The sequence below is a fragment of the Methylosinus sp. sav-2 genome, assembly GCF_004366495.1.
Taxonomy (GTDB): Bacteria; Pseudomonadota; Alphaproteobacteria; order Rhizobiales; family Beijerinckiaceae; genus Methylosinus.
In genome coordinates this window covers 1,279,832-1,303,178 of record NZ_SOEJ01000001.1, presented here as the reverse complement: position 1 = coordinate 1,303,178, position 23,347 = coordinate 1,279,832, and the positions used below count along the sequence as shown (strand labels likewise).

Genomic DNA, 23,347 nt, shown 5'->3' with positions numbered 1-23,347 from the left:
CGTCTTCACCCGATCGTCTCGGAACCGCAAGAGCCTCTTCTTCGCGGCAAATTAACCTTTCTCCCCTTGCATCACGGCGCCGCCCCTTTCGGCCGGGCGAAAGGCGATCTCGAAAGCGATGACGCGCAGCAGAAAGAGACGATGCCTCGCCTTTATCATCGTCTTCACCGCCGCCGCGGGCTGGCTCTGGCCGCATGTCGCCGGCGCCGCGGCGATGGCGCTCGCTTTTGTGGGCGTGCTGCATCTCGCCGTGCTCGCCTATGAGGAGATCGCCTTTCCGCAATATAGCGAGGCGATGAGCCCGGAGGATTACGAGCATTTCTGCGCGGCGCTGCTGCGCGAGGCGAGATGGAGCGCGCGGGTCACGCGGCTCAGCGGCGATCAGGGCGTCGATATCGTCGCGGAGAAGCGCGGCCGCAGGATCGTCGTCCAGTGCAAGAAATATTCGAAGCCGGTCGGCAACAGGGCCGTGCAGGAGATCGTCGCCGCCATCGCCCTTGAGGAGGCCGAGCGCGGCATAGTCGTCGCCACCAAGGGCTATACGGCGAGCGCAGTGCAGCTCGCCGCCTCCAATGAGGTGCTGCTGCTGCATCATTGCGAGCTGACGAAGATCGACCGCCTGCTCAGGCGACCTCTTCTATCGGCGTGACGCTGACGCGCACATCGAGCTTCTGCTTGCCGGCGGCGAAAATGACGCCGTCGATCGGCGAGACATCGGCGTAATCGCGGCCTCGCGCGATGACGACATGATCGTTCATAGCCAGAATGGCGTTGGTCGGATCGACGCCGAGCCAGCCGAACTCGCGCCCGCACCAGACGGAAATCCAGGCGTGCGAGGCGTCGGCCCCCTCGAGCTTCACCGCCCCCGGCGCCGGAATGGTGCGGATATAGCCGCTGACATAGGCCGCCGGCAGGCCGAGCCCGCGCAGCGCGGCGATCATGATGTGGGTGAAATCCTGGCAGACGCCGCTGCGCTTGTCGAAGGCGCGGGCCAGCGGCATTGCGACATGGGTGGCGTTCGGATCGTAGAGAAAATCGCGATGGATGCGCCGCATCAGCTCGACCGCGCCGGCCAGCATCGGCCGGCCGGGCGGAAAGCTCTCGCGCGCATAGGCCGTCGCTGGCTCGTAGAGCGGCGCGAGCCGGCTCGGAAAAATGAAATGCGCCGGCGCGTCGGGGCCGAGCGAGGGCGTCTCCAGCGCTTGGCGGCGGACGACCTCCCAAGGCGGCGTCAGCGCCTCGGCGGGCGGGGCGGCGCGCTCGACGCGCACGCGCGCGCTCATCGCTATGCCGAGCTTCACATGGGGGGCGTCGAGCTGCGCCTCGGCGACGCGATTGCCGTAGAAATCGACGCGCTCGCGCCAGTCGTGCGGCGCAGGCGTGATGTCGATGCGGCCGAAGACGACGCGCTGGCCGGCGTCATCGCGCGGCAATAAGCGCAAAGCGCAGCGCGCCGCGGCGACGGGCGCCTCGTAGCTATAGGTCGTCACATGGGTGATGTCGTAGATCACGCTAACCGGATCGGCTCTTCGAAATGGGCCGCATTGGAGCCCTGGAGGAAGTAGCGGGCGGCGAGCGCATCCGCAAGGCTCATCAAGCGCTGCTCCAGGGTGAAGATTTTGGCGGCGTCCAGCTCGGCGGCGTTCGCCACCTCTATCTCGGCGCGCAATTTCACGGCGAGACGGCGCGGCGCCTCCAGCAGGCCGTCGTGACGCAGCGTCGGCAGAGAGGAGAGATGCTCCTCTATCTTGGCCACCTGAAAGCCGACCGAGCGCGGATTATAGGGATCGAGCACAGCCATATCGAGCACGGGCGCGAGAGCGGCGCCGGCGAGATAGCGGGAGCGATAGGTGATCTGCGAATCGATCAGCTCGAGCAGAGTGTCGAGACTGTCGATGGTCGCGCCCTCGTCGGCGAATTGGCGGGAGAAACGGCAGGCGTTGATCGCCCGCTCGACCCGCTTGCCGAGATCGAGGAAGCACCAGCCGGCGACGCGGTTGAAATTCTCGTCGATGAGGCCGGAGAGCGCCGCCAATATATGCAGCGATTGCTCGACGCCCTCGAGCACTTCCGGCTCCGAGGCCGGGCCGTGAGAGAAATCGTCGAGCCGCGCCTCCAGCAGGCGGACGAGATGCCAAATATCCTGCGACAGGCGCTCGCGCACGATCGAGGCGGCGTGCTTGGCCGCGCGGGCGATGGAGAGGGCGGAGCCTGCCGTCTCGGCGCCGCTGGCGGCGGCGAGGGCGAGCTCGGCCGCCGAGAGGCGCGGGTCGCGCGTCGGCGCAGCGCCCCAGGCGAGCAGCACGCGCTCCAGCCGCTCGATCGGCTGGCGGCCGCTGTAATTGGGAGCGTCCGCCTCGGTCAGGCGATTGCAGAGCGAGCGCACCAGCCGCAGCGTCGCCTCGGCCCGCTCGAAATAGCGGCCCATCCAGAAGAGATTATCGGCGGCGCGGCTCGGCAGATCGCCGACCATGCGGACGATCTCTATGTCGTCGCTCGTCGGCAGGAGAGTGGAGTTGCCGGTCGGCCGATCGCCGAGCACCCAGACATCGGCCGATTGCGCGCCCGCCCCCATGGAGATGGCGCGCACATCGAGACGATCCGACACGCGGCAAAAGCCGCCCGGCATCACCCGCCAGCCATCCGCCGTGGCGGCGGCGAAGACACGCAGCGCAAAGGGGCGCGGAACCAGCGCGCCATCCTTCCAGACCGGCGTCGTCGAGAGCTGCACGACCTCCTGGCCGACATAATCCATGCCGCGGGCGCGCATCGCCTCGGTGAGACGCGCCCGCTCGGCGGCGTCGAACTCGGCCCCTAGCGCCACGCGGCGGCCGGGAAAGCCGGCGAGATGCTCGCCGAAGGCGGGGGCGACGGCGCGGTCCTCGAGCGAGCCGAGCACGGCGTCGCGGGCCTCGTCCTGCCCGCACCACCAAGTGGCGATATTGGCGAGGCGCAGATCCTCGCCGAGCAGCCGGCGCGCGATGGCCGGCAGGAAAGAGAGCAGAGCGCGCGATTCGATGAGGCCGGCGCCCGGCATGTTGGCGATGGTGACATTGCCCTCACGAATCGTGTCGAGCAGGCCCGGCACGCCGAGCTGCGAGGCGGCGTTCAGCTCCAGCGGATCGCACCAATCGGCGTCGACCCTGCGCCACACCACATCGACGCGCTTCAGCCCGGCGATGGTGCGCACATGCAGCTTGCGCTCGCTGGTGACGAGATCGGCGCCCTCGACCAGCAGTAGGCCGAGATAGCGCGCGAGGCTCACCTGCTCGGAATAGGATTCGCTGAACGGGCCGGGCGTCAGCAGGCAGATGCGCGGGTCCTTCTGCTGCGCGGCCTTGGCGAGGGCGGCGCGGAAATCGCGGAAGAAAGGCGCGAGCCGCTCGACCTTCATGTCGCGGTAGAGGCGCGGGAAGGTGCGCGCCATCACCAGCCGATTCTCCAGCGCATAGCCGGCGCCCGAGGGCGCCTGGGCGCGATCGCCCAGCACCCACCAGCGCCCGTCCGGACCCCGGCCGATCTCGGCGGCGTAGAAGCGCAGCCAGCGGCCGCCGGGCGGAGTCGCGCCGCTCATGGCGCGGACATAATCGGGCGAGCCGGCGACGACCGCCGCCGGCAGCGCGCCTTCCTCGACGAGGCGCTGCTCGCCATAGACGTCGCGCAACACCATGTCGAGCAGCTCGGCGCGCTGGGCGACGCCGGCGGCGATCTCCCGCCATTCGGCCTGCGGCAGCAGCAGCGGCAACCGGCTCAACGGCCAGGTGCGCTCCTTGGTCTCGCCGAGCACGCGATAGGAGACGCCCATGTCGCGGATGCGCCGCCCGGCGGCGGCGAAGCGATCGTCTATATCCTCGCGGCTGAGGCCCCCGAGCGTGTCGAGCAGGCTCGCCCAATGGGCGCGCACGCGCCCGTCCGGCCCGACGAGCTCGTCCGGCACGCCGTCCAGCGGCGCATAGCGGGCGATCCAGGAGGCGACGCGACGCGACGCTTCTCCCGTGCTCGCATCGATAAACCGCTCAGCCGGCACAACTCCTCCGCAGGTCCAAAGTCAGCGGGAACTCGCCCGCCGGCTCCTCGCGCGGCGGCCGCACCCTGCCGGGCGTATGGCCGTGATCCTGGAACCGCGACAGCCTGCGAGCCTCCGCCTCATGCGAGTTTACCGGAAAAGTGTCGTAGCTGCGACCGCCCGGATGCGCCGTGTGATAGACGCAGCCCCCTAACGAGCGCTCGCTCCAGCTGTCGATGACATCGAAGGTCAGAGGCGCGTGATCGGGGATGGTCGGGTGCATGCCGGAGGGCGGCTGCCATGCCTTGAAGCGCACGCCCGCGACCGCCTCGCCCGAGGCGCCGGCGCTGGCCATCGGCACACGGCGGCCGTTGCAGGCGATGACATGCCGGCCGGGGACGAAGCCCTTGGCCTTCACCTCGACGCGCTCCACCGAGGAATCGACGAAACGCGCGGTGCCGCCGGCGACGCCTTCCTCACCCAGCACATTCCAGGGCTCCAGCGCCTGCCGGATTTCCAGCTCCACTCCGCCATGCTCGACGCGTCCGGCGAGCGGGCAGCGGAACTCCTTCTGCGCCTCGAACCATTCCGGCTCGAAAGCGTAGCCCGCCCCCTGCAGATCACCGAGCACGTCGAGGAAATCGCGCCAAACGAAATGCGGCAGCATGAAGCGGTCGTGCAGCGCCGTGCCCCAGCGCACGAAGCCGCCGCTCTGCGGCTCGCGCCAGAACCAGGCGACGAGCGCGCGCAGCAGCAATTGCTGCGCGAGGCTCATGCGCGCGTCGGGCGGCATCTCGAAGCTGCGGAACTCGACGAGGCCGAGCCGGCCGGTCGGCCCATCCGGCGAATAGAGCTTGTCGATGCAGATTTCGGCGCGATGCGTGTTGCCGGTGACGTCCACGAGCAGATTGCGGAACAGCCGATCGACGAGCCAGGGCGGGAAATTCGTTTCGCCCGCCGGCGGCACATTGGAGATGGCGATCTCCAGCTCGTAGAGCGCGTCGTGCCGCGCCTCGTCCACGCGCGGGGCCTGGCTGGTCGGGCCGATGAAGAGGCCCGAGAAGAAATAGGAGAGCGCGGGATGGCGCTGCCAATAGAGCACGAGGCTCTTCAATATGTCCGGACGGCGCAGGAAGGGCGAATCGAAGGGCGTCCGGCCGCCGAGCACGACATGATTGCCGCCGCCCGAGCCGGTCTGGCGCCCGTCGATGAGGAATTTGTCGGCGGTGAGCCGCGACTGCCGCGCATCCTCATAGAGGCCGGTCGTCGTCGCCACGGCGTCGCGCCATGTGTCGCCCGGATGGATGTTCACCTCGATCACGCCGGGGTCCGGCGTGACCTTGATGACCTCGAGGCGCGGATCGACGGGCGGCGGATAGCCCTCGATATGGATCGGAAGGTCCATCGCTTTCGCCGTCGTCTCCACCGCCGTCAACAGCTCGAGATAGCCCTCGAGCGTTTCGACCGGCGGCATGAAGACGCAGAGCGCGCCGTCGCGCGGCTCGATGGCGAGCGCCGTGCGCACCGCGCCCTCGACGATGAGCTGCTCGCTCGGCTGCTGACGGTTCTGGAGCTCCTGACGTTTCTGGAGCTCCTGGCCATTCTGCAGCGCCCGGCTCTCGTAGATCTGCCGGAAATAGGCGGGGTCCGGCAGCGGATCGCGCGACTCGGTCGGGTCCTGCGGATAGGAATAAGGATAGGCGCTCGGCGGCACCCAGGGCAGCGAGCTGATCGGCAGGCGCAGGCCGATCGGCGAATCGCCCGGCGCCAGAAAGAGCCGTCCGCGCCGCAAAGGCCAGCGCTCCGAGACCCAACGACGCCGGTCGGCGCGCGCGTTCCAGCGCTGCACCGGCAGAACATAGCCCACCGGATTGGCCAGGCCGCGCTCGAAGGCGCGCAACATGCGGACGCGTTCCTCGGCGTCGTCGATCTTCGAATCGAACGGATCGACATTGATGGGCAGCGCGCCCTCCTTCAGCAGCCAGTGCGAGGGGTCCTCATAGGCGGGGATCACATAGCCCCGCTCGAGACCGAGCCGCTCGGCGAGATCGACGGTGAACGCCTCGCTCTGCTGCGCCGTCGGCGCCGAGGACGCGCCGATGCGGGCGGCGAGCTCGGGATCGCGCCAGACGGGCAGCCCGTCCTTGCGCCAATAGATGGCGAAGGCCCAGCGCGGCAGGCTCTCCCCCGGATACCATTTGCCCTGCCCGTAATGAAGGAAGCCGCCCTTGGCGAAGCGTTGCTGCAGGCGGCGCACGAGATCGTCGGCGCGCGCCTTCTTGGTGGGGCCGACGGCGGCGATCGTCCATTCCGGCGCCTGAAAATCGTCGATGGAGACGAAGGTCGGCTCACCGCCCATGGTGAGGCGCACGTCTTGCGCCCGCAAATCCTCGTCGACCTTCTCGCCGAGCGCGTCGAGACGCGCCCAGGCTTCGTCCGAGAAAGGCGCGGTGATGCGCGGCGCCTCGCGAATGCGCTGCACCCACATCTCGAAGCCGAACTGGACCTCCGCCGGCTCGACGAGGCCGGAGAGCGGCGCCGCCGAGCGATAATGCGGCGCGCTGCACAGCGGCAGATGACCTTCGCCGCAGAAGAGGCCCGAGGTGGCGTCGAGGCCGATCCAGCCGGCGCCGGGGATATAGACCTCGGCCCAGGCGTGCAGATCGGTGAAATCGTGGTCGGTTCCCTTCGGCCCCTCGATCGGATCGACATCCGCTTTCAATTGGATGAGATAGCCGGAGACGAAACGCGCCGCGAGGCCGAGGCTGCGGAATATCTGCACGAGCAGCCAGGCCGAATCGCGGCAGGAGCCCGTGCCGGCGGCGAGCGTCTCGTCCGGCGTCTGCACGCCGGGCTCCATGCGGATGACATAGCGAATGTCGCGCTGCAGCCTGGCGTTGAGATCGACGAGAAAGGGAACGATCGCCATCGCCTGCGACGGACGCACGCTGTCCACGAACGCCTTGGTCAACGGCCCGAGCGGCTCCACCTCGAGGCAGGAGGCGAGCTCGGTCCGCAGCTCCTCCGGATAGGCGAAGGGGAAGGTCTCCGCATAGGGCTCGACGAAAAAGTCGAAGGGATTGTAGACGGCGATCTCGGCATGGAGGTCCACCTCGATGCGGAACTCCTCCGCCTTCTCCGGAAAGACGAGGCGCGCCAGCCAATTGCCGTGCGGGTCCTGCTGCCAGTTGATGAAATGATTGGCCGGCGCGATCTTGAGCGAATAGCTCGGCACGCGGGTGCGGCAATGCGGAGCGGGCCGCAGCCGGATCACCTGCGGCCCGAGCGCGACCGGCCGATCATATTTGTAATGGGTGAGATGGTGGAGCGCGACCTTGATCGACACGGGAGCTGCTTCGCCTCCTCATAACGACGCCGGGAAAGCGGCGACAGGCGATTAGCTTACGCGCTCGGCGGCGTGTCAATCGCGCGCGCCGAAAAGCTCGGCTCTTTGCCGGAAATTGCCGCATGACGCATTCTGCCGGGGCGGCGGGCGCCGCGGCTTTCGGCGCCCGCTCTCCCCGTCACGAATCATTGGCGGCGGAGGGCGGGAGCGGCGCGTCCGCGAAGACGACGCCGCCGCGGCCGCCGCGCTTCATCTGGTAGAGCGCCGCATCGGCGCTGGCGATGAGCTGCTCGAGAGCGGCGCCGTCGCGGGGCGCGAGCGCGACGCCGATGCTCACGCCGATCTGAATGCTGCGGCCCTCGATCTCATAGGGGGCGCCGAGAACGCGGATGATGCGGCGGGCGAGCAGCAGCGCCTCGTCCGGGTGGCGGACGCCGGTCTGGACGATGACGAACTCGTCGCCGCCGAGCCGCGCCGCCGTATCCTCCCGCCGCACCATGGTCAGCAGACGCGAGGTGGCGGCGCAGAGCAGGAGATCGCCGGTCAAATGGCCATAGGCGTCGTTGACGGCCTTGAAACGGTCGAGGTCGAGGCAGTGAATCGCCAAATATTCATTCGGTCCGAGGCGCGCCGAAGCCTCGTCGAAACGGTCGCGCAGCTCGACGCGATTGGCGAGGCCGGTCAAATCGTCATGACGCGCCATTTTCGCGAAATCGAGCTTGGAGATGATTTGCCGGCGCGTCGCCGCATGCGTGTCGGCCGCCCAAAAGAGACCGACGACGGCGAAAGCGGAAAGAAGCACCGCCTGCAGGACGAAGCCCAAGAGAACGTGGATGTCGCTCGCCTCCATCGCGCGATCGACGAGGCCGATGACCGTCGGCGTCGCCGACAAGGCGAGGCCGATCGCGCAGAGAAGCGGGCGGAAGGCGACATTGGACACGACCCCGCCGGCGAAGACGAAGGCGAGCCCGGATGTCAGCATCGGCACCAGCGACGAGTCGGGCGGATGCGCTATCATCAGGCCGCGCGCGTTGATCGCGCCGAGCAGAGCGGCGAAAGAGAAGAGGCCGATGGCATAGCGGCGCTCCCAGACCCGCGCCTCATCGGCGAGAATCGTCGCCTGCGCCACGCGCCTCCGATAGGCGAGAACCAAGAAAACGCTCGTTATGTCGACGGCGATTCCGGCCAGCGTCAGAGCGAGGAGCAATGCATCCTGCTTGCGCGAGGCGAGCAGCAGACCGACGCAGGCGAGCGCCATGCCCATGAACGCCACCGGCATGACCGGCCGGGCGACCATGTCGACCAGCTCGACATAAGCGGCGTCGGGAAGCGGCGCCGAATTTCGAGACGTATGTCCTAGCCGACGCCACATGCTCACCCCAACGCAGTCTCATCTATGGCCGCCGGCTCGCATTTCCAGCTCGGCGCACTGGACGGGCCGCGTCTTGATTTCCCGCGAGACGACGCATATAGATATCTTTATATCTAATCAGCGAAGCCCATGGCCGACGCGAAATGACCGATATGAGGCGACCTCTTCTTCTCGAACCCGCGCTCGCCGCCCTCAATGCGGCGGGCGAGGAGACGCGTCTGCGCCTGCTCGGCCTGCTGGCCGAGACGGAGCTGACGGTGAGCGAGGCCGTGGCCATTCTCGGCCAGTCGCAGCCGCGCGTGTCCCGCCATTTGAAGCTGCTCGTCGAGGCGGGCCTGGTGGAGCGCCGCCGCGAGGGCGCCTGGGCCTTCTTCCGCCTCGCCTCCGCCGACGCGCCCGGCGAGATCGCCCGCAGCGTCGTCTCCTGGCTCGATCCGCTGGACCCGCGCATCGCCGGCGACCGCGCCCGTCTCGCCGAGGTGCGGCAGGCCCGCGCCGACGCCGCGGCCCGCTATTTCGCCGAGCATGCGCCCGAATGGGACGCGATCCGCTCGCTGCATGTGCCGGAGGCGCAAGTGGAGGCCGCCATGCGCGAGGCGGTGGGCGAGAAGCCGCTGCGCCGCCTGCTCGATCTCGGCGCCGGCGCCGGCCGCATGCTGGAGCTGTTCGCGCCGCAGGCGGAGCAGGCCGTGGGCGTCGATCTCTCTTCCGCAATGCTCGGCGTCGCGCGCGGACGGCTGGAAAAAGCCGGCGCGCGCAATGTGCAGCTGCGCCAAGGCGACATGTATGCGCTGCCGATAGAACGGGGCAGCTGCGATCTCGTCATCGTGCATCAGGTTCTGCATTATCTCGACGATCCCGGCCGCGCCTTGCGCGAGGCGGCGCGCACGCTCGCGCCCGGCGGCAGGCTGCTTGTCGTCGATTTCGCGCCGCATCGCGAGGAGACCTTGCGCGACGAGCATGCGCATCGCCGCCTCGGCTTCTCGCAGCAGGAGGTCACGACTCTGCTGGAGCAGGCCGGGCTCGAGATTCTGCGCCATCGCGATCTCGCGCCTTCCGCCGACGACGGCGCGAAGCTCACCGTTTCCCTGTGGCTGGCGCAAGATCCTCGCGTCATCGCCGATCCCTTGCCCAAAGCCAGCTTCGAGACCGCATGATGTCCGACAATCGCAGCCTGTGGCCTCCGGGCCATTTCGATATTTCTTACGAATTCTTCCCGCCGAAGACGCCGGAAATGGAGGCGCAGCTCTGGGATTCGATCGCGCGGCTCGCGCCTTTGAAGCCCAAATTCGTCTCCGTCACTTACGGCGCCGGCGGCTCCACGCGCGAGCGCACGCATAATATCGTCGCGCGCCTCGCCGCCGAGACCGATATTCTGCCCGCCGCGCATCTCACCTGCGTCTCCGCCGCGCGCGCCGAGATCGACGAAATCGTGCGCGGCTATTGGAACGTCGGCGTCCGCCATATCGTGGCGTTGCGCGGCGATCCGCCGACCGGCGTCGGCACGCGTTTCGAGCCGCATCCGCAAGGCTATCGCAGCTCCACCGAGCTGGTGCGCGGCATTCGCGCCATCCGCGATTTCGAGATTTCCGTCTCCACCTATCCAGAAGGCCATCCCGAGAGCCGCACGATCGAGGACGATCTCGACGCGCTCGAGGCGAAGATCGACGCCGGCGCGACGCGCGCCATCACGCAATTCTTCTTCGAGAACGACGTCTATTTCCGCTTTCTCGACAAGGCGCGCGCGCGGGGAATCAAAATTCCCATCGTGCCCGGCATCATGCCGGTGCAGAACTTCAAGCAGACGGCGAATTTCGCGCGCAAGGCGGGCGCGAGCGTGCCTGATTGGCTCGCGCATCGCTTCGAGGGATTGGACGATGATCCCGTCACGCGCCGGCTCATCGCCGCCTCTGTCGCCGCCGAGCAGGTGCTCGGCCTCGCCGAAGGCGGCGTGAAGGAATTCCATTTCTACACAAACAATCGCGCCGATCTCGTCTTCGCGATCTGCCATCTTCTGGGCGTGCGCCCCGTCACCGAGAAAGTCGCAGCATGAGTTTCGACAAGAACCACGGACCGAAGATTCTCGCAGCGCTGGAGAAGGCGGCGAGCGAGCGCATTCTCGTGCTCGACGGCGCCATGGGCACGATGATCCAGCGCCACAAATTCACCGAGGCCGATTTTCGCGGCGAGCGCTTCAAGGATCATGCGAAGGATTTGCGCGGCGACAATGATCTGCTGACGCTGACGCAGCCGGCGGCGATCAAGGCGATTCATCGCGCCTATCTCGAAGCCGGCGCCGACATTATCGAGACCAACACTTTCTCCTGCACCTCTATCGCGCAGGCCGATTACGGGCTCGAGCACATCGTCTATGAGCTCAATTACGAAGGCGCGCGCCTCGCTCGCGCAGCGGCCGATGAAGTCGCGCGCGAGACGGGCGTGCCGCGCTTCGTCGCCGGCTCCATGGGGCCGACCAATCGCACCGCCTCCATCTCGCCGGATGTCTCCAATCCCGGCTTTCGCGCCGTCACCTTCGACGATCTGCGCGCCGCCTATCTCGAGGAGGCGCTCGGCCTGTTGGAAGGCGGCGCCGATATTCTCTTGATCGAAACCATTTTCGACACGCTGAACGCCAAAGCGGCGATCTATGCCGTGGAGGACGCATTCGAGAAGGTCGGCACGCGCTTTCCGGTGATGATCTCCGGCACCATCACCGATCTTTCCGGCCGCACGCTCTCCGGCCAGACGGCGGCCGCCTTCTGGAACTCGATTCAACACGCGAAGCCCTTCTCCATCGGCTTCAATTGCGCGCTCGGCGCGCGCGAAATGCGCCAGCACATCGCCGAGGTCGCGCGCATCGCCGACACGCGCATCTGCGCCTTCCCCAACGCCGGCCTGCCCAATGAATTCGGCCTCTATGACGAGAGCCCGGAATATATGGCCGAGCTGGTCGGCGAATTTGCGAAATCCGGTCTCGTCAATGTGGTCGGCGGCTGCTGCGGCACGACGCCGCCGCATATCGCCGCCATCGCCGGCGCCGTGAAAGGCGTCGCGCCGCGCGCGATTCCGACCATAGCGCCGCTGCTGCGCCTCGCCGGCCTCGAGCCTTTCACGCTGACGAAGGACATTCCTTTCGTCAATGTCGGCGAACGCACCAATGTCACCGGCTCGGCGAAATTCCGCAAGCTCATCACCGCCGGCGATTACGCCGCGGCGCTGGATGTGGCGCGCGATCAAGTGGCCAATGGCGCGCAGGTCATCGACATCAATATGGACGAGGGCCTGCTCGATTCGAAAAAGGCGATGGTCGAGTTCCTCAATCTGCTCGCCGCCGAGCCCGATATCGCGCGCGTGCCGGTGATGGTCGATTCGTCGAAATTCGAGGTGATCGAAGCCGGCCTGCAATGTCTGCAGGGCAAGGGCGTCGTCAACTCCATCTCGCTGAAGGAAGGCGAGGAGAAATTCATCGAGGCCGCGACCAAGGTGCGCCGCTATGGCGCCGCCGTCGTCGTCATGGCCTTCGACGAGGCGGGCCAGGCCGACACTTTCGCGCGCAAGGTGGAGATCTCCGGCCGCGCCTATAAGATCCTCGTGGAGCAAGTGGGCTTTCCGCCGCAGGACATCATCTTCGATCCAAATATTTTCGCGGTCGCGACGGGCATAGAAGAACATTGCAATTACGGCGTCGACTTCATCGACGCCGCGCGCGCGATCAAGACAACGCTGCCGCATGCGCATGTCTCCGGCGGCGTGTCCAATCTCTCCTTCTCCTTCCGCGGCAATGAGCCGGTGCGCGAGGCGATGCACTCCGTCTTCCTCTATCACGCCATTGCGGCGGGGATGGACATGGGCATCGTCAACGCCGGCCAGCTCGCCGTCTATGAGAAGATCGACCCCGAGCTGCGCGAAGCCTGCGAGGATGTGGTGCGGAATCGCCGTCCCGACGCGACAGAGCGCCTCGTCGAGATGGCCGAGCGCTTCAAAGGCGCGGGCGCGAAGACGGCGGAGAAGGATGCGGCGTGGCGCGAGGCCAGCGTCGAAAAGCGTTTGGAATATGCGCTGGTCAATGGCGTCGCCGATTATATCGAGCAGGATGTGGAAGAGGCGCGTCTCTCGAGCACACGTCCGCTCGATGTGATCGAAGGTCCGCTGATGGCTGGCATGAATGTCGTCGGCGATCTCTTCGGCCAGGGCAAAATGTTCCTGCCGCAAGTGGTGAAATCCGCGCGCGTGATGAAGCAGGCGGTGGCGCATCTCCTGCCCTTCATGGAAGAGAACAAGGAGACGCGCTCCACCGCCGGCAAGATTCTTCTCGCGACGGTGAAGGGCGACGTCCACGACATCGGCAAGAACATCGTCGGCGTCGTGCTCGGCTGCAATAATTTCGAGATCATCGATCTCGGCGTGATGGTGCCGACCGCCAAAATTCTCGAGACGGCGAAAGCCGAAAAGGTCGATATCATCGGCCTCTCCGGCCTCATCACGCCCTCGCTCGACGAAATGTGTTTCGTCGCCTCGGAGCTGGAGCGCGAAGGTTTCGACGCGCCGCTGCTCATCGGCGGCGCCACGACGAGCCGCGTGCATACGGCGGTGAAGATCAGCCCCAATTACACCAAGGGTCAGGCCGTCTATGTGACCGACGCCTCGCGCGCGGTGGGCGTCGCCCAGGCGCTGATGTCGCAATCGTCGCGCGCCGATTATGTCGCCAAGACGCGCGAGGAATATGAGAAGGTCGCCGACGCTCATGCGCGCGCGCAAGCCGACAAGCAGCGCGTCTCCCTCGCTTCCGCGCGCGCCAATGCGCTGAAAATCGATTGGGCCGCCTATGCGCCGCCCAAGCCGACATTCCTCGGCGCGCGCGTCTTCGCTTCCTATGATGTCGCGGAGCTGGTTCCCTATATCGATTGGACGCCCTTCTTCCAGACATGGGAATTCAAGGGCCGCTATCCCGCTCTGCTCGACGATCCCGAGCGCGGGCCGGCGGCGCGGCAATTGTTCGAGGATGCGCAGGCGATGCTGACGCGCATCGTGGAAGAGCGCTGGTTCAATCCCAAGGCGGTCATCGGCTTCTGGCCCGCCAACGCCGTGGGCGACGATATCGCGCTCTATACGGGCGAGGGCCGCGTCGAGCGGCTGGCGACGCTGCATACGCTGCGCCAGCAGCTCACGCGGCGCGACGGCAAGCCCAATGTCGCGCTGAGCGATTTCGTCGCGCCGGAGGGCTCCGGCAAGGCCGATTACCTCGGCGCCTTCGTCGTCACCGCCGGCGCGCAGGAGGCGAAAATTTCCGAGCGCTTCGCCCGCGCCAATGACGATTACGGAGCGATCATGGTGAAGGCGCTGGCCGATCGCCTCGCCGAAGCTTTCGCCGAGCGCATGCATCAGCGCGTGCGCCGCGAGTTCTGGGCCTATGCTGCGGATGAGACGCTGACGCCGGAGCAGCTGGTCGGCGAGGATTATTGCGGCATTCGCCCGGCGCCGGGCTATCCGGCGCAGCCCGACCATACGGAGAAGGCGACGCTCTTCGATCTGCTGGAGGCGACGAAGCGCACCGGCGTCACGCTGACGGAGAGCTTCGCCATGACGCCGGCCTCATCGGTCAGCGGGCTCTATTTCGCGCATCCGCAGGCGCATTATTTCGGCGTCGCCAAAGTGGAGCGCGATCAGGTCGAGGATTACGCCGCGCGCAAGGGCGTCTCCGCCACCGAGATCGAGCGCTGGCTCGCGCCGGTACTCAATTACGAGACGCGCGTCGCCGAGCCGGCGGAGTGAGGAGTGCCCACCCTCCCCTTCAGGGGGAGGGTCGGACCGCAAAGCGGTCCGGGGTGGGGTTCACTGCAAAGACTCGGGGCGTCACCCCCTCCCGATCGCCTTCGGCGCTCGACCTCCCCCCTCTAGGGTGAGGTGGCAACGCCTCTCGTTCACTCGATTGCCCTACCCGCCGAGCGCCGCCTTGACCGCGGCGCTCGCCTTGCCGAAATCGATGCGGCCCGTATATTTCGCCTTGAGCGCGGCGACGACCTTGCCCATATCCTTGATCGAGGCGGCGCCGGTCTCGGCTATGGCGGCCTTTATCGCCTCGGCGACCTCGGCCTCGCCGAGCTGCTGGGGCAGATATTCCGTGATCACCGCGATCTCGGCGCGCTCCTTCTCGGCGAGCTCGGGGCGGCCGCCCTTCTCGTAGATTTCCACCGATTCCTGGCGGCTCTTCACCATTTTCTGCAGCAGAGCGAGAATATCGTCGTCGCCGAGCGTCTTGCCCGTGGCGCGCGCCTCAATGTCGCGATCCTTGAGCCCCGCTGTGATCATGCGGATCGTCTCGACCTTCTGCTTTTCGCCGCTCTTCATCGCCGCCTTGAGGTCGGCCGTGAAACGTTCGCGCATTGTATTTCCACTTCGCAGTGAAATGTTCTAGACGTGCTTGCGATCTGAAAGGATCGCGGCAATCTAGATTTTTCGAGGGATGGCGGGCGCCCGATGGCGGCGCGCCGGCGGATGAGGGTGAGGCATAGAGCGCGGATGAGCCCGGATCAAGACGCAGCGACGGGTTGGACGGTTCCGGTCCACACGGGGGTTCTGGTTCTCGCCAGCGGCGAGGCGATTTTCGGCTTCGGCTTCGGCGCCGTGGGCTCGGCCGTCGGCGAGGTCTGCTTCAACACCGCCATGACCGGCTATCAGGAAATCCTCACCGATGCTTCCTACGCCGGGCAGATCGTCACCTTCACCTTTCCCCATATCGGCAATGTCGGCGTCAATGACGAGGATGTCGAAACCGTCGATCTCGACAACCGGGCCGGCGCGCGCGGCGTCATCGTGGCGGCGCCCTCGGGCGATCCGTCCAATTATCGGGCGCTGCGGCCGCTCGGCGAATGGCTCGCCGCGCGCGGGATCATCGGCCTCTGCGGCATGGACACGCGCGCGCTGACGACGCTGATCCGCGAGAAGGGCATGCCCAACGCCGTCATCGCCTATGCGCCGGACGGCGTCTTCGATCTCGCGGCGCTGCGCGCCGAGGCCGCCGCTTGGCCGGGCATAGACGGCATGGATCTCGTGCCCTCCGTCACCGCGCCCGCGCGCTATGAGTGGGACGAGACCGTGTGGCGGCAGGCCTCCGGCTATGGCAAGCGCGACGGGAAGAAGCTCCGCGTCGTCGCCGTGGATTATGGCGTGAAGCGCAATATTCTGCGGCTGCTGGCCGAGGCCGGCTGCGAGGTGATCGTCGTGCCGGCCACGACCAGCGCGACGGATATTCTCGCCCTCTCGCCGGATGGCGTGTTTCTCTCCAACGGGCCGGGCGATCCGGCCGAGACCGGCAAATACGCCGTGCCGACCATTCGCGAGCTATTGGCGGCGAAGGTGCCCACCTTCGGCATTTGCCTCGGCCATCAGATGATGGCGCTCGCCGTCGGCGCGAAGACGCAGAAAATGCCGCAGGGCCATCACGGCGCCAATCATCCGGTGAAGGATTTCACCACCGGCAAGGTGGAGATCGTCTCGATGAACCACGGCTTCGCCGTGGATCGCGACAGCCTGCCGGCCAATGTCGCGGAGACGCATCGCTCGCTGTTCGACGGCTCCAATTGCGGCATTGCGCTGGCCGACCGCCCAGCCTTCTCTGTGCAGCACCACCCGGAAGCCTCCCCCGGCCCGCAGGACAGCCATTATCTCTTCGCGCGATTTGTGGATATGATGGAGAAGGCGCGGAGCTGATTTTTGGTAATGGCGCATGAATCAAGCATACAAAAGCGCCAGCGTGCGATCTGACTTGATCGATTTTTGACGGCCGGGGACACTAATGACCAACGTCGAGGCATCAACTACAACAGGAAATGGAAAGCACGCACGATATCGAATTTCAAATTTCTCACAAGTTATTCTGTACAAACTATATGAGAAACACATCGACAGCGACGACTATATTAAATTAACGCCACGCGAAATAAAAGAGATGTTCAACAATACCGTTTCAACAAATCTCGTTCGTAGCTCTATAGAGCTATTAAGAACGAGAGGATACCGCGGACTGGTCAACCGCCATGGGACCGCAGAAAAAGGATACTCGTTTTCAATCAATGAGAGGGGAATAATTGCTGTAGAGAACGACCTCCGGCGGACAAATACGCTCATATTTTACTACCACTTGCACGGAGACGACGCTCTAGAGGAAGTCGCAGGACTCGGAACGGTATTTTTAACTCAGGAAGAACGGGAGGAGGCCGAAGATTGGGCGCCTCTCCCTATTGATCGCACAGAAGAGGCATACCAGGAAACAATCGAGAGTATCGAAAAGGGAATAGAAGCTATTGAGCAAGACAACGGGTTTGCTGTTGCGCATCCAAGCGAAAGACAAGGGATCTTGGACACGCTTCGCAGTGGTTTACAGTGGCTAAAAGAAAGATCCCCTAGCAAGGAGATAATTTTCTCAACAATTGTTAGGCCTTTTCAACGAGTCTCCGCAATTTTTGGCTCATCGATAGTTGGTGAGATCGCCAAAGAAACGGCCAAACGTGTAGCCGATTACGTCGCAAGCTTTTTTTGAACCACGTCACCCGATCGCGATCGCCGACAACAGCCTCCCGTAATCCGGCTCCTTGCGATGCACGCTGCGGCGATAGCTGAAGCAGCGCGCCTCGTCCGCATAAGTGTCGATGCGCAAATTCTCGAAAGAAGCGACATTCGCCGCCTCGACGCGCCGCGTGATGAAAGCGGGCAGATCGAACATGGAATGCCCGTCGCGCGTCGAAGGCGTGAAGAAGCGCGCAAAACCCGCATCCTCGGCGAGGAACCGCTCGACGAACTCGCCGCCCACCTCGTAGCTCTCGCGTCCGATGGCCGGGCCGAGCGCGACATGAATATCGGCGCGATGTGCGCCGCGCGTCTCCATCAGAGCGATCGTCGCCTCGATCATGCCGGCGAGCGCGCCCTTCCATCCCGCATGGCAGGCGCCGATGACGCCGGCGCGCGCATCGGCGAAGAGCAGCATGCCGCAATCGGCGCCGGTGACGCCGAGCGCCAAGCCTTCGACATCGGTGACGAGGCCATCGCAACGCGGCCGCTCCGTCTCGGTCCAGGGCTCAGCGACGTAGAGCGCGTCGCGCGAATGAATCTGATAGGGCACGAGCAGCCGATGCGTCTCCGCGCCGAGCCGCTGCGCCATGCGCGCGCGATTCTCGGCGACGCGCGCGGACTCATCGCTGGAGCCGACTCCGCCATTGAGCGAAGCGTAGACGCCCTCCGACACGCCGCCCGCGCGCGTGAAGAAAGCGTGGCGAACGCCCGGCAGAGCGAGATTGCCGGCGCCGAGCGCACCCGGCGCCTCCATCGTCTCGGTCATTGGAAAAACCCTGGCAGAAGCGGCATGTCGGGATGCGTCACGGCGATGACCTTGAACAATTCGCCCATGTCGCGCTTGGGATCGCCGGCGCCGATGAGACGCGCGAGCGCAATGTCGATCTCGGCGCTCTGCTCTGTGGTCGCGCGTTTCTTCAACGCTTCAGCGCGCTCGACGACGCCGAGCTGGCGCAGAAAGGCGCCCTGCGTCACCGGCCCTTGCACTTTCGCGCCGGCGGCCGTCGCGGCGCGCGCGAGCGCGGCGAAATCGACATGGGTGGTGAGATCGGCCTCGCCCGGCGCCTCCAGCGGATCGACATAGGCGTGGCGCGACACCGCCTGCAATGTCTCGCCCAGCGCCGTCTGCGTATAGCCATAATCGATGACGAGCAGCGCCCCGCCTTGCGCGACGAGACGTGCGGCGATATCGCGCATGATGCGCGCGCCGATCGCGCCGATCTCTATGATCGAGCCCTCCGGCGCCGCGACGGTCAGATCGGCCTCGACGCTTTCGCCGACGCCGAAAGCGAGCGCGTCATTCTCGTCCATGCCGACGAGCCGCTCGCTCCAGCCGCGCTCCGTCTGCACGAAATGGCGCACCGGCAGCGCGTCGAAAAACTCATTGGCGATGATGATCGCCGGCCCTTCGGGAATGCGCGCGACGTCCGCGCTCCAGGAGACTTGCGCCGGCGCATTGGCGAGCGTCTGCCGCTGCCGCGCCTCGAGCACAGGGCTCGTCTCGACGAGATGAACATCCAGAGCGGAGAGAAAATCCGGCGCGATGCGCGCGACGCGCAGCGCATCCGCCATCAGCGTGCCGCGGCCCGGACCGAGCTCGACCAGCCGCAGCGGCGCAGGAGAGCGCGCGGCGCGCCACGCCTCTTGCGCGAAGAGGCCGATAAGCTCGCCGAACATTTGGCTGATCTCCGGCGCGGTGATGAAATCACCGCCCGCGCCGAATGGATCGCGCGTCGTGTAATAGCCCTTGGTGGGATGCGACAGAGCGAGCGTCATGTAGCGCTCGAGCGTGATCGGCCCCTCTTGCGCGATGAGTTCCACAATGTCTTCGCGCAGAGCGCTCATGCTTCGACTCTCTGCGGGCGCAGCGCGTAGAGGATCAATCCCGCGCCGATCACGATCATCGGCGCGGACAGCGCCATGCCCATTGTGAGGCCATTGTCCAACGCCTCCGACAGTGGATCCGGCTCGCGGAAGAATTCGCTGACGATGCGCGCCGCGCCATAGCCGACGCCGAAGAGTCCGGTGGCGAGGCCCGGCCGCTTCAGCGCGCCGCGCTGCGCGGCGATGGCGAGCAGAATATAGAGCGCGACGCCCTCGAGCCCCGCCTCATAGAGCTGGCTCGGATGGCGCGGCGCATCGCCGGCGCCGGGAAACACCATGGCCCAAGGAACGTCGCTCTCGCGGCCCCACATCTCCGGCTTGATGAAATTGGCGAGGCGGCCGAAGAAAATGCCGATCGGCGCGACGGTCGCGCAAATATCGGCGACAGTGAGCGCGAGAATCTTCTCGCGCCATGCGAACAGCGTCATGGCCACGATCGCGCCGATGAGGCCGCCGTGAAAGGCCATGCCGCCTTTCCAGGTTTTCACGATCTCTTCCGGGTGCGCGAAGTAGAAAGCGCGCTCATAGAAGAGCACATGGCCGAGCCGTCCGCCGATGATGACGCCGAGCGCGACATAGACGAGGAGATCGTCCAGGCTCTCGCGCGAGGGATGCGCGACCTCGCCCCACAAATGCTCGCGCGAGACGAGGCGGCGCGCATAGAGCCAGCCGAGCGCGAGCCCGGCGATATAGGCGAGCGCATACCAGCGTATGGGCAGCGGTCCGAGCTCGACCAGAACCGGGTCGATCATCGGAAAGGGAAGCGCGAGAATAGGCATGACGACTCGTCGTTGCATCCGATGGCGGCGAGATTAGAGCGCTTTTGGCGCAAACGGAATCGCCGCTGCGCTCGGAAAGCGCCTCGAAGCGAAAAATCAGCCGGGATTTCGGCTCCGAAAGGGCAAAAGGCCCCCGGTCACTTCGCCTCGAAGGGACCGGGGCGGCGAAAAGCGCCCTGACGCTCCAGCATCCACCCGGGATATTCCGCGGGGAGCGCGCTCACCGCATCGAGCCGCGCGAGATCGTCGGCTGTGAGCTGCAGCTTCACTGCGGCGAGATTTTGCTCGAGCTGATCGATGCGCCTGGCGCCGATGATGACGCTGGTGACGAAAGGCTTGGCGAGAACATAGGCGAGCGCCACTTCGGCGACGCTGACGTCATGCTTAGCGCCGACCTCGCGCATGGCGGCGACGCAGGCCCAGGCGCGACCCTTGTCGACGGGCGGGAAATCGAAGGAGACGCGGCGGCCCTCGGCGCCCTCCGGCGCGCCCGGCCCATATTTGCCCGAGAGCAGGCCGCCGGCGAGCGGCGACCACACCATGAGGCCGAGCTTTTCTTCTGCGAGCAGCGGGACGATCTCGCGCTCGAGATCGCGGCCGGCGATGGAATAATAGGCCTGCACCGTCTCATAGCGCGCAAAGCCCAGCCGCTCCGAGACGCCGAGCGCCTTGGCGATGCGCCACGCCTGCCAATTGGAGAGGCCGATGTAGCGCACCAGCCCGCGCGAGACGAGATCGTCCAGCGCGCGCAATGTCTCCTCTATCGGCGTCACGGCGTCATTGCCGTGGATCTGATAGAGATCGATATGATCGGTCTGCAGGCGCTCGAGGCTCGCCTCGATGCTGTCCATTATATGTCCGCGCGAGGCGCCGCGATCATTGGGACCGGCGCCGGTCTCGCCATAGAATTTGGTGGCGATGACGACGTCCTTGCGCTTCACGCCGAGATCGGCGAGCGCCTGCCCCACCATTTTCTCCGAGCGGCCGAAGGAATAGACATCGGCCGTATCGATGAAATTGACGCCGGCCGCAAAAGCGCGCTCGACGATGCGCGTCGCCGCCTGCTGATCGACATCGGCGATCGCGCCCCATATTCCAGCGCCGCCCGCCTCGCCGAACGTCATCGCGCCGAGGCAGATTTCCGAGACGAAAAGGCCAGTGCGGCCGAGCTGATTGTATCGCATCACGCCGCCTTCGCCTGCGCGCCATATTTGCCGTAGAAGCTCTCGCCCTTCTTCGCCATCTCGCGCAGCTCGGCGGGCGCGGCGAAGCGCTCGCCATATTTCTGCGTGAGCGCGTCGCAGATCGCGACAAAGGCCCCGGTTCCGATCCCGTCGATGTAAGACAAAGTGCCGCCAGTGAAGGGCGCGAAGCCGAAGCCGAGAATGGAGCCGACATCCGCCTCGCGCGGATCGGTGACGACGCCCTCGAACAAGACGCGCGCCGCTTCCACCGCCTGCACGACGAGGAAGCGCTGCTTCAGCTCCTCCACATCTATGGCGTCTGGATCGAGCTTCTGATCGGCGAGAGCTTCGAGCCCCGGCCAAAGGCTCTTCTTTCCGCTCGCCGGATAATCATAAAAGCCCTTGCCATTCTTGCGGCCGAGGCGCCCTTCCTGCTCCACCATGAAGCGCAGCACGCGCTCTTGCGTCGGATCGACGGCGGCCTCGCCGAGATCCTTCTTGGTCGCGAGATGAATCTTCCAGGCGAGGTCGAGCGCGATCTCGTCATTGAGCGAGAGCGGGCCGACCGGCATTCCGGCCATGCGCGCGGCGGTCTCGATCATCGCCGGCGGCACGCCTTCGGTGAGCATGATATGCCCCTCGCGCACGAAATTCAGCACGCAGCGATTGGCGTAGAATCCGCGTGAATCATTGACGACGATCGGCGTCTTCTTCAACACGCGCACGAAATCCAGCGCCGTCGCCACGGCGCGGTCATTCGTCTTCTTGCCGCGGATTACTTCGACGAGCAGCATTTTCTCGACCGGTGAGAAGAAATGAATGCCGACGAAATTGTCCGGCTTCAGGGACGTCTCGGCGAGCGAGGTGATCGGCAGCGTCGAGGTGTTCGAAGCGAAGATCACATCGGGACCGACGATCGCTTGCGCCTTCTTCGTCACGTCCGCCTTCACGCCGCGCTCCTCGAACACGGCCTCGACGATGAGATCGACGCCGGCGAGCTTCTCATAATCGGGCGTCGCGGTGATGCGCGCGAGCAATGCCTCCTTATCGGCGGCGGAGGCGCGGCCGCGCGACACCTGGCCGGAGATGAGCTTGTCGATCACCGCCTTGCCCTTGTCGGCGCTCTCCTGATCGCGATCGATCAGCACCACTTCTATGCCGGCGAGCGCGCTGACATAGGCGACGCCCGCGCCCATGAAGCCGGCGCCGAGCACGCCGATCCTGGCGAATTTCGCCGGCGGAATCTCCTTGGGCCGATGCGCGCCCTTCTCCAGCTCATTCTTCGAAAGGAACAGCGAGCGGATCATCGCCGCCGCTTGCTTGGAGCGCAGAATATGCGCGAACCAGCGCGCCTCGACGCGCAGGCCGAGATCGAAGGGCAATTGCAGCCCCTCGAAGACGCTGTGCAAAATCGCCTTGGCGGCCGGATAATTGTCGAAGGTCTCGCGGCGGTAGATGGCGTTGGCGGCCGGCCACACCATCATGCCGCCCGGCGAGAACACGCGGCCCGACGGCGGCTTGAAGCCTTCGACGTCCCAAGGCGCCTTGCCCTTGCCGCCATCGACGATGAACGCACGCGCCCGCTCGACGATCTCGGCTTGCGGCGCGAGTTCGTGGACGAGTCCAGCGGCCTTGGCTTTGGACGCCTTCAATTGCTCGCCCTTGAACAGCAATTGCAGTGCGTCGCCTGTCTGCATCAGCCGCGCGACGCGCTGCGTGCCGCCGGCGCCGGGGAAGAGGCCGACCTTGATTTCCGGCAGGCCGACCTTGGTCTTGTCCGAGTCGGAGAGCACGCGATAATGGCAAGCGAGCGCCAGCTCGAAAGCGCCGCCGAGACAGGCGCCGTGAATGGCGATGGCGATGGGTTTGCCATTGGTCTCGAGCTTGCGATAGAGCAGCGACAGTCTGCGCGCGCCCTCGAAGAACTGCTTCATCGCAGCCTCTTCGCCCTGCTCGCGCACGGCTTTGGCGTATTCCACCGCGCTCTTCTGCAGCATGGAGAGATCGGCGCCGCCGGAGAAAGCCGGCTTGCCCGATGCGATCACGCAGCCCTTGATCTGCGGATTGCTCGCCACTTCGTCGATGACTTTTTCCAGCTCGTCCATCACCTCGAAGGTGATGACATTCATCGAGCGGTCGGGGCTGTCCCAAGTGAGCAGGGCGACGCCGTCGGCGCCGGTCTCGAAACGGAAATTGACGAGGTTCATC

General features: G+C 65.8%; 16 protein-coding genes. 6 read left to right on the top strand and 10 right to left on the bottom strand.

What is annotated here, in order from left to right:
* The first annotated feature begins 118 nt into the window (after positions 1–118).
* On the top strand, positions 119–649 hold the full coding sequence (locus EDE12_RS06115; protein ID WP_051592563.1) for a restriction endonuclease: 531 nt from the start codon (positions 119–121) through the stop codon (positions 647–649).
* Here the strand turns inward: EDE12_RS06115 and EDE12_RS06110 are convergent.
* The 4 genes from EDE12_RS06110 to EDE12_RS06095 all read right to left on the bottom strand — a co-directional run bounded on the left by EDE12_RS06110 (position 624) and on the right by EDE12_RS06095 (position 8,724).
* A complete protein-coding gene (locus tag EDE12_RS06110; protein WP_024881025.1) occupies positions 624–1,511 on the bottom strand; it encodes a transglutaminase family protein in 888 nt (295 codons plus the stop codon). The two genes, EDE12_RS06115 and EDE12_RS06110, sit on opposite strands and share 26 nt — an antisense overlap.
* Entirely contained in the window at positions 1,508–4,027 is a 2,520-nt protein-coding gene (locus EDE12_RS06105; RefSeq protein WP_024881026.1) for a circularly permuted type 2 ATP-grasp protein, read from the bottom strand. Before EDE12_RS06105 ends, EDE12_RS06110 begins: the two co-directional genes overlap by 4 nt.
* Positions 4,017–7,352: a transglutaminase family protein gene (locus EDE12_RS06100; protein WP_026599378.1), complete on the bottom strand. Its 3,336-nt coding sequence runs from the start codon at positions 7,350–7,352 to the stop codon at positions 4,017–4,019. Before EDE12_RS06100 ends, EDE12_RS06105 begins: the two co-directional genes overlap by 11 nt.
* A gap of 178 nt (positions 7,353–7,530) precedes the next feature.
* Positions 7,531–8,724, bottom strand: a complete 1,194-nt coding sequence (locus EDE12_RS06095; protein ID WP_024881028.1) for a GGDEF domain-containing protein — start codon at positions 8,722–8,724, stop codon at positions 7,531–7,533.
* Between the two features lie 143 nt (positions 8,725–8,867).
* Between EDE12_RS06095 and EDE12_RS06090 the strand changes: the two genes are divergently transcribed.
* From EDE12_RS06090 to metH, 3 genes are read left to right on the top strand one after another with little or no spacing between them, the layout of a single operon-like run.
* Entirely contained in the window at positions 8,868–9,881 is a 1,014-nt protein-coding gene (locus tag EDE12_RS06090) for a metalloregulator ArsR/SmtB family transcription factor (protein ID WP_024881029.1), read from the top strand.
* Entirely contained in the window at positions 9,881–10,777 is an 897-nt protein-coding gene (gene metF, locus EDE12_RS06085; RefSeq protein ID WP_134188014.1) for a methylenetetrahydrofolate reductase [NAD(P)H], read from the top strand. The genes EDE12_RS06090 and metF overlap by 1 nt, the downstream gene beginning before the upstream one ends.
* Entirely contained in the window at positions 10,774–14,496 is a 3,723-nt protein-coding gene (metH, locus tag EDE12_RS06080) for a methionine synthase (protein ID WP_026599380.1), read from the top strand. Before metF ends, metH begins: the two co-directional genes overlap by 4 nt.
* A gap of 162 nt (positions 14,497–14,658) precedes the next feature.
* Here metH and EDE12_RS06075 read toward each other — a convergent pair whose 3' ends face one another.
* Positions 14,659–15,108, bottom strand: coding sequence for a GatB/YqeY domain-containing protein (locus tag EDE12_RS06075; protein ID WP_024881032.1), 450 nt, complete (start codon positions 15,106–15,108; stop codon positions 14,659–14,661).
* A 135-nt stretch (positions 15,109–15,243) separates the two neighbouring features.
* On the opposite strand from EDE12_RS06075, the gene carA reads away from it, so the two are divergent.
* Both carA and EDE12_RS06065 read left to right on the top strand, forming a co-directional pair.
* Entirely contained in the window at positions 15,244–16,434 is a 1,191-nt protein-coding gene (gene carA, locus EDE12_RS06070; RefSeq protein ID WP_026599381.1) for a glutamine-hydrolyzing carbamoyl-phosphate synthase small subunit, read from the top strand.
* An 85-nt stretch (positions 16,435–16,519) separates the two neighbouring features.
* The gene (locus EDE12_RS06065; protein ID WP_134188001.1) at positions 16,520–17,263 is read left to right on the top strand and encodes a hypothetical protein; all 744 of its coding nucleotides are present in this window, start codon (positions 16,520–16,522) and stop codon (positions 17,261–17,263) included.
* A gap of 6 nt (positions 17,264–17,269) precedes the next feature.
* On the opposite strand, the gene pgeF is transcribed toward EDE12_RS06065, so the two are convergent.
* From pgeF to EDE12_RS06040, 5 genes are all read right to left on the bottom strand, one after another.
* Positions 17,270–18,058 carry a peptidoglycan editing factor PgeF gene (pgeF, locus tag EDE12_RS06060; RefSeq protein WP_134188000.1) on the bottom strand — a complete coding sequence of 263 codons (789 nt, stop codon included), beginning with the start codon at positions 18,056–18,058 and terminating at the stop codon, positions 17,270–17,272.
* The gene (locus EDE12_RS06055) at positions 18,055–19,137 is read right to left on the bottom strand and encodes an SAM-dependent methyltransferase (protein ID WP_026599383.1); all 1,083 of its coding nucleotides are present in this window, start codon (positions 19,135–19,137) and stop codon (positions 18,055–18,057) included. The genes pgeF and EDE12_RS06055 overlap by 4 nt, the downstream gene beginning before the upstream one ends.
* Entirely contained in the window at positions 19,134–19,955 is an 822-nt protein-coding gene (gene lgt, locus EDE12_RS06050) for a prolipoprotein diacylglyceryl transferase (RefSeq protein WP_026599384.1), read from the bottom strand. The genes EDE12_RS06055 and lgt overlap by 4 nt, the downstream gene beginning before the upstream one ends.
* Positions 19,956–20,092: 137 nt before the next feature.
* Positions 20,093–21,139, bottom strand: coding sequence for an aldo/keto reductase (locus EDE12_RS06045; RefSeq protein ID WP_026599385.1), 1,047 nt, complete (start codon positions 21,137–21,139; stop codon positions 20,093–20,095).
* Positions 21,139–23,346 (bottom strand): 3-hydroxyacyl-CoA dehydrogenase NAD-binding domain-containing protein, encoded by a 2,208-nt coding sequence (locus EDE12_RS06040; RefSeq protein ID WP_026599386.1) that lies wholly within the window; start codon positions 23,344–23,346, stop codon positions 21,139–21,141. Before EDE12_RS06040 ends, EDE12_RS06045 begins: the two co-directional genes overlap by 1 nt.
* Position 23,347: the final 1 nt, after the last annotated feature.

Bases quoted from the DNA above. Each gene is read 5' to 3' on its own strand.
- EDE12_RS06115 (WP_051592563.1), top strand. From the start codon at position 119: ATGACGCGCAGCAGAAAGAGACGATGCCTCGCCTTTATCATCGTCTTC.
- EDE12_RS06095 (WP_024881028.1), bottom strand. From the start codon at position 8,724: ATGTGGCGTCGGCTAGGACATACGTCTCGAAATTCGGCGCCGCTTCCC.
- EDE12_RS06090 (WP_024881029.1), top strand. From the start codon at position 8,868: ATGACCGATATGAGGCGACCTCTTCTTCTCGAACCCGCGCTCGCCGCC.
- metF (WP_134188014.1), top strand. From the start codon at position 9,881: ATGTCCGACAATCGCAGCCTGTGGCCTCCGGGCCATTTCGATATTTCT.
- metH (WP_026599380.1), top strand. From the start codon at position 10,774: ATGAGTTTCGACAAGAACCACGGACCGAAGATTCTCGCAGCGCTGGAG.
- EDE12_RS06075 (WP_024881032.1), bottom strand. From the start codon at position 15,108: ATGCGCGAACGTTTCACGGCCGACCTCAAGGCGGCGATGAAGAGCGGC.
- carA (WP_026599381.1), top strand. From the start codon at position 15,244: ATGAGCCCGGATCAAGACGCAGCGACGGGTTGGACGGTTCCGGTCCAC.
- EDE12_RS06065 (WP_134188001.1), top strand. From the start codon at position 16,520: ATGACCAACGTCGAGGCATCAACTACAACAGGAAATGGAAAGCACGCA.
- pgeF (WP_134188000.1), bottom strand. From the start codon at position 18,058: ATGACCGAGACGATGGAGGCGCCGGGTGCGCTCGGCGCCGGCAATCTC.
- EDE12_RS06055 (WP_026599383.1), bottom strand. From the start codon at position 19,137: ATGAGCGCTCTGCGCGAAGACATTGTGGAACTCATCGCGCAAGAGGGG.
- lgt (WP_026599384.1), bottom strand. From the start codon at position 19,955: ATGCCTATTCTCGCGCTTCCCTTTCCGATGATCGACCCGGTTCTGGTC.
- EDE12_RS06045 (WP_026599385.1), bottom strand. From the start codon at position 21,139: ATGCGATACAATCAGCTCGGCCGCACTGGCCTTTTCGTCTCGGAAATC.
- EDE12_RS06040 (WP_026599386.1), bottom strand. From the start codon at position 23,346: ATGAACCTCGTCAATTTCCGTTTCGAGACCGGCGCCGACGGCGTCGCC.